At 71.3% G+C, this 13,104-nt stretch carries 11 protein-coding genes; 7 read left to right on the plus strand and 4 right to left on the minus strand.

Features of this window, described 5'->3' with window-relative positions; genetic code table 11:
• The first annotated feature begins 26 nt into the window (after positions 1-26).
• From JQN72_RS17790 to JQN72_RS17810, 6 genes are all read left to right on the plus strand, one after another.
• On the plus strand, positions 27-269 hold the full coding sequence (locus JQN72_RS17790; RefSeq protein WP_204136476.1) for a GNAT family N-acetyltransferase: 243 nt from the start codon (positions 27-29) through the stop codon (positions 267-269).
• A complete protein-coding gene (locus JQN72_RS18765) occupies positions 266-394 on the plus strand; it encodes a hypothetical protein (protein ID WP_255541823.1) in 129 nt (42 codons plus the stop codon). The genes JQN72_RS17790 and JQN72_RS18765 overlap by 4 nt, the downstream gene beginning before the upstream one ends.
• Positions 395-509: 115 nt before the next feature.
• Positions 510-1,046 carry a TetR/AcrR family transcriptional regulator gene (locus JQN72_RS17795; protein WP_204136477.1) on the plus strand — a complete coding sequence of 179 codons (537 nt, stop codon included), beginning with the start codon at positions 510-512 and terminating at the stop codon, positions 1,044-1,046.
• Between the two features lie 147 nt (positions 1,047-1,193).
• Complete coding sequence (locus JQN72_RS17800) at positions 1,194-2,054, plus strand: enoyl-CoA hydratase/isomerase family protein (RefSeq protein WP_204136478.1); 861 nt, start codon at positions 1,194-1,196, stop codon at positions 2,052-2,054.
• A 10-nt stretch (positions 2,055-2,064) separates the two neighbouring features.
• Positions 2,065-3,312, plus strand: a complete 1,248-nt coding sequence (locus JQN72_RS17805; protein ID WP_204136479.1) for an amidohydrolase family protein — start codon at positions 2,065-2,067, stop codon at positions 3,310-3,312.
• A gap of 1,495 nt (positions 3,313-4,807) precedes the next feature.
• Positions 4,808-5,941 (plus strand): hypothetical protein, encoded by a 1,134-nt coding sequence (locus JQN72_RS17810; protein ID WP_204136480.1) that lies wholly within the window; start codon positions 4,808-4,810, stop codon positions 5,939-5,941.
• A 412-nt stretch (positions 5,942-6,353) separates the two neighbouring features.
• On the opposite strand, the gene dnaB is transcribed toward JQN72_RS17810, so the two are convergent.
• The 3 genes from dnaB to JQN72_RS17825 form a co-directional block, all read right to left on the minus strand.
• Entirely contained in the window at positions 6,354-7,724 is a 1,371-nt protein-coding gene (dnaB, locus tag JQN72_RS17815; RefSeq protein WP_204136481.1) for a replicative DNA helicase, read from the minus strand.
• A 477-nt stretch (positions 7,725-8,201) separates the two neighbouring features.
• Positions 8,202-8,477: a DUF2277 domain-containing protein gene (locus JQN72_RS17820; RefSeq protein ID WP_204136482.1), complete on the minus strand. Its 276-nt coding sequence runs from the start codon at positions 8,475-8,477 to the stop codon at positions 8,202-8,204.
• 193 nt (positions 8,478-8,670) lie between these two features.
• Positions 8,671-9,624 (minus strand): hypothetical protein, encoded by a 954-nt coding sequence (locus tag JQN72_RS17825; RefSeq protein ID WP_204136483.1) that lies wholly within the window; start codon positions 9,622-9,624, stop codon positions 8,671-8,673.
• Positions 9,625-9,853: 229 nt separating this feature from the next.
• Between JQN72_RS17825 and JQN72_RS17830 the strand changes: the two genes are divergently transcribed.
• Positions 9,854-11,212, plus strand: coding sequence for an MATE family efflux transporter (locus tag JQN72_RS17830; RefSeq protein ID WP_307812808.1), 1,359 nt, complete (start codon positions 9,854-9,856; stop codon positions 11,210-11,212).
• A gap of 159 nt (positions 11,213-11,371) precedes the next feature.
• Here the strand turns inward: JQN72_RS17830 and JQN72_RS17835 are convergent, their stop codons facing one another.
• A complete protein-coding gene (locus tag JQN72_RS17835; protein WP_204136484.1) occupies positions 11,372-12,907 on the minus strand; it encodes a gamma-glutamyltransferase in 1,536 nt (511 codons plus the stop codon).
• Between the last annotated feature and the right edge of the window lie 197 nt (positions 12,908-13,104).

The following is a 13,104-nucleotide window of genomic DNA, read 5'->3' on the forward strand; positions in this document are numbered from 1 at the left end:
GGGGGTTGGAGACAGAGCGGCTGCGGTTGACCCGCCCTGTCGAGGCCGACTCCGCGGGGGTGTTCGCCGTCCTCGGCGAGCCGCGGACCGTCGAGCACAACCCGTCCGAGCTGCTGGCGGACGAGGAGGACGCCGCCGAGCTCGTCGCCCGATGGGTCCGCCACTGGGACGAGCACGGTTTCGGCTACTGGTGCGCTCGTGAGCGCGGGTCGCAGCGGCTCGTCGGCTACGTCGGGGTCAGGCGGATGGCCGTGCGGGAGCTGCCGTGACCGAGGGCGCCTCACTGCGCGTCGAGATCTTCGACGCCGATCTGCAGAGGCGCCCCTGGGGTCTGGACGACTTCCGCCTCTCGGACCCGGACGGCTACTACTACCGCTTCATCAGCCACCGCTGACCCATGCGCCGACTCGCGGCGGGAACGACCCGGCGACGTGGGTAGCATCGGCCGAGTGCCCACGCCAGAACCTGCACCGGCCAGGCGGTCGAGGCCGGGAGGTCGGACGGCGGAGGTGCGCGCTCGGTTGCTCGACGCCACCGTCGCGCTGATCGCCGAGGGCGGCGTCGTCGCGGTGACGTTCGACGCCGTGGCCAAGCGGGCCGGCGCGAGCCGGGCCACCGTCTACCGCAAGTGGGACGACCGCGAGGCGCTGATCGAGGAGGCCTTGCTGAGGTTCGCCACTGACTGGGTCGAGGTCGCCGACACCGGTGACCTGAGGGCCGACGTGGTCGACTTCCTGTGCCAGGTCGGTCACGTGCTGGCCACACCGATCGGGCGGGCCGTGATCAACGCGACGGTCACCGCCGGAGCCGGCGATCCCATCCGGGAGCTCGGCCACGCGGTGCAGGACCGGCGGATGGCCGCATTCCAGCACCGTCTCGACCGAGCCGTGGAGGCTGGCGAGCTGCCGCCCGTGGACGCCGGCTTCCTGAGCCTGATGCTGACCGGCCCGGTCTACCTCTGGGTCACCCGGGAGGGCCGGTCCGTCGAGCCGGACTTCGCAGAGCAGGTCGTCGACACCGTTCTCGACGGCCTCCGCAGCCGCTGACCCTCCCGTTCGCCGGCCATCCCGGCTCCTCGCCCGACCCCGGCCCGCCTCGCCACGCGCGCCGTCGACGAGTCGGTGCGTCTCCTCCCTTGCGTCGTACCGATACATTCTCGTATCGTTAACGACATCTTCGCTCAGGAGGCACCCATGGCACACGACCCGTCCGGCACCCACGGCTACGAGGGCTACATCGAGCCCCCGGCGTTCGAGGAGTACTCGCAGAAGTACTCCGACTTCTTCCGGATGCGGCGAGAGAACGGGATCATCGAGCTCCGGCTGCACACCGACGACGGTCCCTATGTGCACACCTGGGCCGCGCACAACGCGTGGACGCGGGTGTGGCAAGACGTCGGCAACGACCCCGAGAACCAGGTCCTGATCATCACCGGCACCGGCGACACCTGGTTCACCGCCGATCCGAACCGCTCCTGGGGCAAGCCGATCGTCGAGGAGGAGCCGGACTACATCTTCCAGCAGACCCTCGACGGTTGGAAGCTGATCGAGAGCTTCATGGGCAACCTCGACATCCCCACCATCGCGGCGGTCAACGGCCCCGGCATCCACACCGAGTTCGCGATGCTCTGCGACGTCACCTTGTGCGCGGAGGACGCCGACTTCATGGACCCGCACTTCCTGGCCGGCAGCGTGCCGGGCGACGGGCAGGCCCTGGCCCTGCAGGCGCTGATGGGGCCCAAGCGGGCGGCGTACTACATCTACGGGGGCAAGTCGATCCCGGCGAAGACGGCGCTCGAGCTCGGCATCGTGAGCGACGTGCTGCCGCGCGAGCAGCTGCTCGACCGGGCTTGGGAGCTCGCCCGCTTCATCATGCAGCGCCCGCGGTTCTCCCGGTGGGCCACCCACAACGTGCTGTCCCGGCCGCTGAAGAAGGCCGTGCACGAGGACTTCGGCTTCCACCTGTCGCAGCAGATGCTCGCCGGGGTCGGCTCCAAGGAGCTGATCCCGGTCCGCGAGCTGATCATGGATGCCGGCTCGCGCGGGCTGTGGTGACGGGCCCGCGATGAGGACCGTCGTACGGGGCGGCTCGGTGTTCGACGGCACCGGCGCCGCCCCGGCCGTGGCCGACGTCGCCATCGAGGGCGGTCGGATAGCCGAGGTGGGCGTCGGGCTCGACGGAGACGACCAGGTCGACGCCCACGGCCTCTCGGTGCTGCCCGGCCTGTTCGACTGCCACGTGCACACGGTGGTCAGCGGCGGCGACCTGGCGGGGCTGGCCTACCGGCCGTTCTCCTATCAGTTCTTCGAGGCCGCGCGGAACCTGCGGGCGACGCTCGACGCCGGCATCACCACCGTGCGCGATGCCGCCGGTGCCGACCTGGGCATCAAGCGCGCGGCGGAGGACGGGCTGATCGACGGCCCCAGGGTGCACATCGCGATCAGCGCGCTTTCGCAGACCGGTGGCCACTACGACGGCTGGCAGCCCTCGGGCCTGCAGCTCACGCCCGTGCTCCCGCATCCGGGCCGGCCGTCGGGGGTCGCCGACGGTCCCGAGGCGGTGCGCCGGGAGGCACGGGAGATCATCCGGGCCGGCGCCGACGTGCTCAAGGTGTGCGTCTCCGGCGGCATCATGTCCAGCCGCGACCACCCCGAGCACGCGCAGCTGCGACCCGACGAGCTCGCCGTGATCGTGGCCGAGGCCGAGGCCGTGGAGCTGAAGGTGATGGCGCACGCGCACTCGGCCGACGGGGTCAAGGCGGCGCTGCGCGCCGGCGTTCGCTCCATCGAGCACGGAACGCTGCTCGACGACGAGGCGATCGAGCTGATGCTCCGATCGGACGCCTGGCTCGTGCCGACGCTCCTGGTGCACGACTTCCTCCAGCGGGCCGCAACCAGCGGCGCACCGCTCCCGCCGGGGGCAGTGGAGAAGCTCGCGTGGGCGACCGAGGCGCACCACGACTCGGTCGCACGGGCCGTTGCCGCTGGGGTGAAGGTGGCGATGGGGACCGACTCGGGCGTCGTCCCCCACGGCAACAACCTCGACGAGCTCGCCCTGCTGACCGGCGTCGGCCTGAGCCCCGAGCGCGCCCTCTCGGCGGCCACCTCGGAGGCCGCCCGGCTGCTCGGCGTCGCCGACGAGCTCGGCACACTGGAGCCCGGCAAGCGCGCCGACCTGGTCCTCGTCCACGGCGACGCCCTCGACCTCGCCGACCTCAAACCCCGGATCCGCGCCGTCTACATGAACGGACGGCGCGTCCGGTACGCCGCCGGCGACCACGGTCGCCACGAGACCGATGCCGCGTCGCCCTGAGCGACGGCCGCGTCGCAGCCGATGTGCGACCCCTCTCGGACGAGGAGCGAACCGAGTTCGCGCAGCGGTGGCGGCGGACGCACGTGCTGGCACTCCGCCGAGTGGCACGCCGTGAGAGGGTTGCCGTGGTCAGGGTCGATGGCCACCTCCGCGCTGCTCGCGCGGATGGTGCGGGTCAACGGCACCACGTGCACCGACATTCGGCCCACCCCCGAGCACCCGTGCAGCGGTCACGACGACGGCAGGACGGTACGACCCCGCCTCACGACCGGCCGGAGTACCGAGGTCGAGCTCGACGACATCACCCGGCGTCAGCATCGAGCCAGGCCGTCTCGTCCTCTGTCAGCCCCTCGGCAAGGTCGCGCCCCATGGCGTCCTGGCGCAGCGCCCGCAGGGCGCTGCTGACGGTCTCATCGATCGTCTCGCGGCGTTCGGCCGCCCCGGGTCCCCGACTGTTGGCGACAGCCCAAGGACCGATCGGTCGCGGGACCGGACGATATCGAGGACGGGGGAGGAAAGGCGCGGGGATGACTCCCCCTCGGTCGGTCTGCGTTCACGAACGACCCTCACGGCTATCCCGGCACGGCGCGCACGAGGAGCCAGGTGGCCGGGTAGGTCATCAGGAACACCAAACCTGCGGCGAGCATGAACCACGGGACCCGAGTGACAATGGTCAACACGCGACGGTCGACTCCGAGGTCCCGGCTCAGCGCGGCCAGGTGGACATCGCCGACGCCGACAAGTCGTCCGACGCTGGCCCCCCACGACCTAATGCCCCTCGCCGCTCTCCAAACCCACCCGCGTTGTCGTCGGTCGCCCGCACCGGGCTGCGGCTCTGGAGACGGAGAGTTCCGTGGCAACGATTCAGCACCATCCGGCGCCTGTGACCGCCGACTCTCACCCAAACGAATGAGCGTGATCGCCAGCACCCCTCCCCCCATAAAGAAGACGGCGGACCAGTCGAGACCTTCCCGCAGCGCCAGATCAAGAACGATCCCGGTCACGACCAGCCACCCCGGCATGAGCGAGCAGGCCAGGTCGATCAGTCCAGACCCACGCACCGGTCGGGGCGATGCAGAGTGTTCCCCAGGCAACTGCGGCCGGCGCCGATACCAGGTCTCCCAGACACCGCTCAGCACGACCACAACCAACCACGACACGGACAGAGCCAACGTCAGGTCACCGCGAACGCTCCGATACACCAGGTAGGCCAAGAGCCCCACCGTGCACGCCCGAACGACGCCAGTGATCCACCTCGACACTCTGACTCCCGACGTCACCGACCCGCCCGGTCGATCGTAGAGCAGAAGCCGCGGGGGTCTCAGCGGATTCGGGGCAGGGCTCGCGCTACCCGCTACTGGGACAGGTCCGGAGTCATGCCTGGGCCCCAAGGGTGGATCGCAGCACGCTCGGCTGCCACAGCGGATAGATTGCGAGGGCTGGTCAGGTCGCCGACGACCTCGGAGAAGGGCATTCCATGGGGCGAAGGATCTTGGTGGAGCTTGCTGACGGAGTGATGCCGATCCTCGACGAGGTTGCCGCAGCTAGCGAGGCTCAGCTGCAGGAGAAGCTCAAGGACCATCCGGAACTTCTGCCGCTCGAAGAGCTGGGCCTCGGGGAGCCGGCCATCGTCGTGGGGAGGGAGTCCCAAGTCGAGTCGGGTCGGGTGGACCTGGTGGTGCTAGGAAACGGGGGCGAACTCGCCCTCGTCGAGTTCAAGACAGGGCCTCAGAACCCTGACTTCCGCGAGTGTCTTGCGCAGCTGATCGACTACGGGTCGGACCTTTGGGGACTCTCCGTCGATGAGTTCGAAGCTCGAGTCGTTCGACGCTACTTCGATGGTGCTCACTCTCCTTCGCACCTCACGGCGAAGTCGCTACAAGATGTGATTGTCGCGACCTGGGGCGGGACAGACGGAGACGCTGTGGACTGGCGTGAGCGCCTGACGGCCCAGTTGCGAGACGGTGACTTCTTGTATGTCGCTGTTGCGCAGCGCTTCACCCCTCCAGTACTGAAGACTCTCCAGTATCTGAATGCAGTGACCGAGGCACGTTTTGCAGCCGTGGAGCTCGTGCGCTTCGAGGGTGCCCACCACGCTGCGTTCGAGGCCCGCTTCGTGGCTGGCGCTCAGCCTCCGGGCAATCGCGGGACTGCTGCGAAGGCGTCGCTGGCCGGGGTCGATGACTTTCTCACGCCGATCGCCGATGACGAGTACCGCCATCAGGCACGGGACCTGCTCGAGGGCTTGGGATCCATCGAGGGGCTGACGATCTTCTGGGGCACGACTGGCTGCTCACTCCGGGTTCCCCTGAGCAACCGCTCCCCCCTCTCCATCGGCTGGCTCTTTCCTCCGGGACCACCTCGATGGATGGGCCTCAGCGATGTCACCCTGGGTTGGTACGAGGACGCCAACGGTCTAGCGCTCTCGAACCAGGCTCTGCATGCGCTCGAGATGTACCGAGCCGACATCACGGCTATTGGCGACGGCAACCCCCCGAGCAGCGGCAGCATCCGAGGGCTGACATTCGGGCCGTCTGCCGTCGTCGCGCATGTAGAGGAACTTCGCGAAGCCGTGGCCCGCGTTGTCGCGGAGCTGCGCGCCGCCCCTGCGGCGAACATCGACGGCTGAGTCGGCTACCAGCTGAGCATACGGTCGTTCGTGCGTCCGCGGGTTGGCCCCTGAGGAGGTCTGGCCGGCGCTGCGCCGGCGGCGAAGTGGGGCATCGACGCGTCCGGCTCGCGAGGCGCAATCATCGTCGAGAACTCGGCTCGAAAGCCGCACTGGCAGCAACGAGCCGTCTGCAGACGGTTCGGAACCTGACAGAAGGCTTCCCATCCGAGAGCACGGCCGCTCGCCGGGCCTGTAGCCCCGTCTGGGCGGAAGGACGCACATACGATGCCAGCTCCTGCGCGGGCCCACAGTCGGCCGCGAAGGTGCGCGTAGTAGTGGCCGGGGCGCAGAAGTCCGATCACGATTGCGATCTGCGTCCCGACGGCGACCTTGAGCGCATCTCGACAGTTCCTCGTCACCGCTGGGTGCCCTAGAAGCCGCCGTCCTTGGCCATGTTGTTGAAGCGCGAGTAGTGGCCCTGGAAAGCGAGGACGAGGTCCTTGGTCGGGCCGTTCCTGTGCTTGGCGACGATGACGTCGGCCTCGCCCTCGCGCTCGACGTCGCCGCGGTCGCGGTGCAGGAGGATGACGACATCCGCGTCCTGCTCGATAGAGCCCGATTCTCTCAGGTCGGACATCTGCGGTCGCTTGTCGGTGCGCTGCTCCGGGCCACGGTTCAGCTGGCTGATCGCGATGACCGGCACCTCGAGCTCCTTGGCGAGCAGCTTGAGCGCCCGCGAGAACTCCGCGACCTCCTGCTGGCGCGACTCGACCTTTTTGCCGGACGTCATGAGCTGCAGGTAGTCGATGACGACGAGCTTGAGGTTGTGCTGCTGCTTCAGCCTCCGGCACTTGGCCCGGATCTCCATCAGCGACATGTTCGGGCTGTCGTCGATGAACAGCGGCGCGCTGCTGATCTTCCCCATGATCCGGGCCAGCTTGTTCCACTGGTCCTGGTTCTTCAGGCCGCGCCGCAGGTCCTGCAGCTGGATCGTCGCCTCCGCCGACAGGATGCGCATCGTGATCTCGGTGCGGCTCATCTCGAGCGAGAACACCGCCGCCGCCATGTTGTGCTTGATCGCCGCCGCCCGGACGACGTCGATTCCGAGGGTTGACTTCCCTACGGCAGGCCTCGCCGCGAGGACGATCATCTGGCCCGGGTGCAGCCCGTGCGTCAGCTCGTCGAGCTCGATGAACCCCGTGGGCACGCCGATGAGGTCGTCGGTGCGCCCCGACGCGGCCTCGATCTCGGTGAGCGTCTCGTCGAGGATCTCGCCGAGTACGTGGTAGTCCTCACCGCCGCGCTTGTCGGCGACGCCGTAGACCTCGGCCTGCGCGCGGTTGACGATGTCGTCGATGTCGCCCTCGCCCTGGGCGTACCCGAGCTGGACGATGCGCGTCCCCGCCTCGACGAGCCGCCGCAGCACCGCCCGCTCGTGGACGATCTCGGCGTAGTAGCCCGCGTTCGCGGCAGTCGGCACCGACTGGATCAGCTGGTGCAGGTACGCCTGCCCCCCGACGCGGGCGAGGTCGCCCCGCTTGGACAGCTCGTCGGCGACGGTGATGGCGTCGGCCGGCTCGCCCCGGCCGAAGAGGTCGAGGACGGCGTCGAAGATCGCCTCGTGCGCCGGCCGGTAGAAGTCCTGCGCCTTGACCTGCTCGAGACAGTCGGCGATGGCGTCCTTGTCGAGAAGCATCGACCCGAGCACCGACTGCTCGGCATGGAGGTCCTGCGGCGGCACCCGCTCGTCCGGGCGCTCCGGGGGCGCCGAGAACCCCGAGCTGAGCTCCGCGATGCTCACCCGCCGACCCCTTCCGTCCGATCCACCGACACCCCCGACCACCGAGGACGTGGACCGTGGGCGTGTGCCCGACAGCAGATCATCGACCTCTGACAGGCCCGGTCCGACGAGTCACCGTAGGTCGCCGTCGTGCTGACGCCAAAGTGAGTGGGGGGGTATCGGCCGAACGGCTGGGGACCACCTGTGGAGAACATGGGGAAAACGCCCACCGACGTTGTGCACCATCGGTGGAGAACCCTGTGGACATCCCCTCGGAGCCCCCTGGTCCACACGTTCTGACCTGCGCCGATGAGATCCACCGGATGTGCACCGAAAAAAGTTTCGGGCGTGTTGCCTTCCACAGGGGGGGTATCGGCCGAACGGACGATGGGAGGCCCGAGAAACCCCCGCCCGTATCTCCCGGAACGCCTCGGCGAACCGGCACGAACGGGCCGCACCCGACCTGCGACGATGCACAGGACGCGGACGAGCCTCGGCTCAGCCGGTCCGTCCGTACCGCTCGGCCGCCCGAGCCCGCGCCTTCGCCGCCTCGACCTCGCGGTCCTTCGGCGGGGCGTGCGTGACGAGCGCGTCGAGGAGCCGCTGCGTCACGGCCGCCACCTCCTCGACCGCCTGGTCGAAGGCCTCCGCGTTGGTCTGCGACGGACGCGTCGAGCCGCTGACCTTCCGGACGTACTGCAGGGCCGCGGCGCGGACCTCGTCCGTCGTCGCCGGAGGCTCGAAGTTGTGGAGCTGGCGGATGTTGCGGCACATGCCCCCAACGGTAGGCCCGGCCCCCCAACTTCTGCGGAGTCAGGGGCATCCCGTGTGATCAGGGGTCTACAGGCCCATGATCCCGCAGGAAACCCCTGACCCGGCACGCCTCATCCACCCCACGCCACCCAGACCGCCGACCGCCCAAAACCCACCACCCGGAAGCCCCGGCGAACGACACCAGCACGCCAGGTCAGGGGTGCCGGACAACGCGCGGCAGCCAGGTGTTCACCGCCTGCTGCCGGATCCCCTGCTCGTCGAGGCGCGCCGCCAGCTGCGGGGCATCCATCGCCACCGCCCAGGTCCACCGGGCGACCCGGCATCGCCGACGCAGCCGGTCCTCGCGCTGCTTCTCCCGCCAGAGGACCTGGGCCGCGTCCTCCTGGCCGGCCCCGTCCGGCACGCCGTACTTCACCCGGCCGTCGAACTCGCCCACCACGCCGTCCCAGCCGAAGTCACACACGCCCACGAGCCCGTCGTCGTCGAGGACCTCCACCTGGAGATCCGGACGGGGCAGGTTGAGCAGGTACATGCGTGCCCGGGACAGGCTCTCTCCGACCGACATCGACCGTGCGTCCGCGAGCGCCGCCACCACACCGGCGACCGGGCGGCCACGGACGCGCGGCGGGACGGCGTCCGCCTCGGCGAGCAGCTCGTCGGTGGTGCAGAGCCCGAAACGGAGGGCATGGTCGGCCGCGGCGAGCGCCGTGACGAACGACCCGGTGCGGGCGAGGTCGACCACGGTGCGCGCCGCCGGCGTGACCCGCAACCCGAACCGCTGCTGCGCCTCGCTCCGTCGGCCCACGTGCGGGCGGACGTGGGCGGTGCTGCGGCCACGCTGCGCGGTCTCTACGAGCACCCGGACCGACTCCGGCCACGGCTCGATGCGCGGCAGACCCCACACCGCGGCAGCCGAGGACAGGGCGAACACGGGGTCCTCCCGGCCGACGACGAGTGCAGTGGCGTGGACGCGCGCGGCGTGACGCTGCTCGGGCGTCAGCCCCGACCAGGACTGACGGGGCATCCACACCCCGTGGCGGACCTGGTGCCATCCGCCCGCCGTGGGTTCGATGCCGGATGCGCGGAGGTCACGCGCCAGGCGCAGCACCCCGGGGTCGAACGGGGTCGGGGCGGGCGGTCCGAGCATGGGCGTCACGATGGCAGGAACGCCGTTCGACGCCGGCCCGTCATCCACAGGCCCGGTCCGCCCAGCCTGCCTCCCCGCGGGGTCAGGGCCATCCCGTGGGGTCATGGTGCTATAGACCCCTGACCCCACGGGATGCCCCTGACCCGCAAGAGGGGGAAGGGAATGGGGCGGCGGGCGACCACGGTGCGTCGCGGGACGCTCATGCGCTCCCGGGTGCGAGAGTTCTCGCGTGGGCGAGCAGCCGGCGGTGAGGCAGCACCGGGAGGTGCTCCGCCTCGCCGTCCCCGCCTTCCTCGCGCTCGTCGCCGAGCCGCTCTTCCTCCTCGTCGACTCCGCGATCGTCGGCCGCCTCGGGGTCGAGCCGCTCGCCGGGCTCGGCGTCGCGAGCGCCGTCCTCCTCACCGCCGCCAACGTCTTCGTCTTCCTCGCCTACGGCACGACGTCCGTCGTCGCCCGGCAGCTCGGCGCGGGGTCGCGCTCCGGCGCCGTGGCGGCAGGTATCGACGGCGGATGGCTCGCCGTCGCCCTCGGCACCGTCACCGCCGCGGCCGTCGCCCTCACGGCCCGGCCGGTCGCCGGGGTGTTCGGCGCGAGCGCCGGCGCGCTCGACGAGGCGACCACCTACCTGCGCATCTCCGCCCTGGGGATCCCCGGGATGCTCGTGGTCCTCGCGACGACCGGCGTGCTGCGCGGGCTCCAGGACACCCGTACCCCGCTCGCCGCCGCGGTCCTCGGTTTCGGGACGAACGCGCTGCTCAGCCTGTGGTTCGTGCACGGCCTCGGATGGGGCATCGCGGGGTCGGCGTGGGGGACGGTCATGGCCCAGACCGGGATGGCGCTCGGGCTCGGGACCGTGCTGGTCCGCGAGGCCGGCCGGGCGGAGGTTGCGCTGCGGGCACACCCGGGACGGGTCCTCGCGGCCGCCCGCGGCGGGGTCCCCCTGCTCGTGCGCACCCTCGCGCTGCGGGCCGTCCTCGTCCTGACCACCTGGGTCGCAGCGGGTCTCGGCGACGTGCCGCTCGCGTCGTACCAGGTCACGGCGACCATCTGGTCGTTCCTCACCTTCGCCCTGGATGCCATCGCCATCGCCGCGCAGGCGATCACCGGCCGGGCGCTCGGGGCCGGGGACCTCACGACGACACGTGCCGCGACCCGCCTCATGCTCCGGTGGGGCGTGCTCGCCGGTGTCGTCCTCGGGCTGTCCGTGCTCGCCGCCCGGCCCTGGCTCGGGCCGTTCTTCACCCCGGACGCCGACGTACAGGCCGCCATCGCCGCAGGTCTGGTCGTCGTCGCGCTCGGGCAGCCCTTGTCGGGCTTCGTCTTCGTCGTCGACGGCGTCCTCATCGGCGCCGGGGACGGACGGTGGCTCGCCTGGGCGATGGCGGCCACCTTCGCGCTCTACCTGCCCGTCGCGCTCGGCCTGCACCTCGCGGGCGACTGGCTGCTCCAGGGCGGGACGCAGGGCGGCATCACCGACGCCGTCACCTGGCTGTGGCTCGCGTTCACCGTATTCATGTCGGTCCGCGGGACGCTCATGTGGATGCGGGTGCGCACCGACCGCTGGATGGTGACCGGGGCGGTCCGCTGACCCGGCCAGCCGGGGGGCGTCGGCGCTCGCCCTTTCATCCCTCGACGCACTGGCGAAGTCAGGGCCATCCCGTCGCCTCAGGGGGCTATGGACCCCTGACTCCGCGGGATGGCCCTGACTCCGCAAAAGAGGGTGGGGGTCAGGAGGTGAGGAGGGGCCTCAGGAGGGGATGCCGACGATCCCGACGGCGGCCTCGCGCCGGGGGTCACCGGCCGCGACGAGCGTGCCGTCCTCGCGGCGGTACGCGGCCCCGACCCCGCCGAAGTACATCGACAGCTCGCCGTGGTCGGTCGCTCGGAGACCGGCGGCCCGGACCGCCGCCTCGATCGCCTCGTCGCTCTCGTGCTCGACGACCGGCTCGCCGTCGGCCTCGAAGCGGACGTGCATCCGGGGCGCGTCCACGGCGGTCTGCAGGTCGGCCCCGTGCAGGCAGCCCTGGCCGAGCACCTGCATGAGCGCCGTCGTGATGCGGTCCGCGCCGGGCGACCCGACGGCGATGACCCGCCCGTCCGGCGTGCGGCCCGTCGTCGGGGCCATGTTCGACGCCAGCCGCGTCCCCGGGGCGAGCCGGTGCAGCCCGATCCGGTTGAGCTCGGGCTCGCCGAGCGCGTTGTTGAGCAGCATCCCGGTGCCGGGCACGGTGATCCCGGCGCCGTAGCCCGCGGACATCGTGACCGCGCACGTCGTGCCGTCGGCGTCCACCGCCGAGACGTGCGCCGTGGACGCCGAGGTGGGCAGCCCCGCCAGACCGTGCTGGTCGACGGAGGCCAAGAGCTGGTGCCCCGCCGCGTCGAGGTCGGCTGCGTGGTCGTGCACCGCCACGCGGTACCGCAGCACCGCCCGCTGGACCTCCAGGACGTCCGCCCACGAGTAGTCGCCCCGCCGGGCGAGCTCGCCGAGCATCACCGCGAGCATCGGACCACCGACGGACGGAGGCGGGTTGACCGCGAGGTCCCAGTCCCCCACCTGCCGCCGCACCGGCGCCCGCTCGACCGGCCGGTACTCGCCCAGGTCCGCAGCCGTGACGAGCCCGCCCCGCGCGGCGAGGTCGGCGACCATCGCGCGGCCGACCTCCCCGGTCGTGAGGACGGCCGCCCCCTCGCGCGCGACGAGGTCGAGGACGTCGGCCAGCGGCCCGTTCGTCGTGACCTCCCCCGGGGCGAGGGCGCCGCCGTCGGCCCGGGTGACGACGGCGTGCGCCTCGGCGTCGGCCCCGAAGAGCGGTTCCCCGACGAAGCCGAGGTAGCGGGCCGCCGCGCCGTTCAGCGGGTACCCCTCGCGACACGCACGCACCGCCGGGGCCACGACGTCGGCCCACGGCAGGCTCCCGTACCGGGTGGCGGCGTCCTCGCACGCCAGCGCCGCGCCCGGGGTGGCCACCGAGCCGGGCCCCGCGAACATCGTCACTCCCCCGCCGTACGTCGTGTACACCTCGCGCACGCCGCCGCCGAACGCGTCCGGCTCCAGCCCGCGCCCGGGCATCTCGACGTTGCCGTCGACGACGACCGGCTCCTCGCCCGCCCGCCAGACCGACACGTACGCGCCACCACCGAGCGAGACGATGCCCGGCTCGGTCGCCATCGCCGCCACCGCGGCGGTCACCGCGACGTCCACGGCGTTCCCGCCGGCCCGGGCGGCCTCGGCACCGGCGGCGAGCGACACCCGCCCGGTCGCCGCGAGCGCCACCTCAGCCATGGCCCGCATCCTGCCAGCCCACGACGCCCCTCACCCGCCGCGTCCGCGGCCGTCGCGGTAGCGTTCGGAGTCAGTGTCAGGGTGACAGCGCCGCATCGCGGTGGTTGGGTCCTGAGCACTGGCTGTCTGGCTCGTAGCGTCGGTGCCGCCTTCGGGTTGGCGAGCATGCGTTTTGTCGGCGGCCGGTGTGAAGGACC

Source organism: Phycicoccus sp. CSK15P-2 (assembly GCF_016888005.1).
Lineage (GTDB): Bacteria > Actinomycetota > Actinomycetes > Actinomycetales > Dermatophilaceae > Phycicoccus.

What these genes read in the sequence shown, in the direction of transcription:
- JQN72_RS17800 (WP_204136478.1), top strand. Translation starts at nt 1,194, where the DNA reads ATGGCACACGACCCGTCCGGCACCCACGGCTACGAGGGCTACATCGAG.
- JQN72_RS17805 (WP_204136479.1), top strand. Translation starts at nt 2,065, where the DNA reads ATGAGGACCGTCGTACGGGGCGGCTCGGTGTTCGACGGCACCGGCGCC.
- JQN72_RS17820 (WP_204136482.1), bottom strand. Translation starts at nt 8,477, where the DNA reads ATGTGCCGCAACATCCGCCAGCTCCACAACTTCGAGCCTCCGGCGACG.
- JQN72_RS17825 (WP_204136483.1), bottom strand. Translation starts at nt 9,624, where the DNA reads ATGCTCGGACCGCCCGCCCCGACCCCGTTCGACCCCGGGGTGCTGCGC.
- JQN72_RS17835 (WP_204136484.1), bottom strand. Translation starts at nt 12,907, where the DNA reads ATGGCTGAGGTGGCGCTCGCGGCGACCGGGCGGGTGTCGCTCGCCGCC.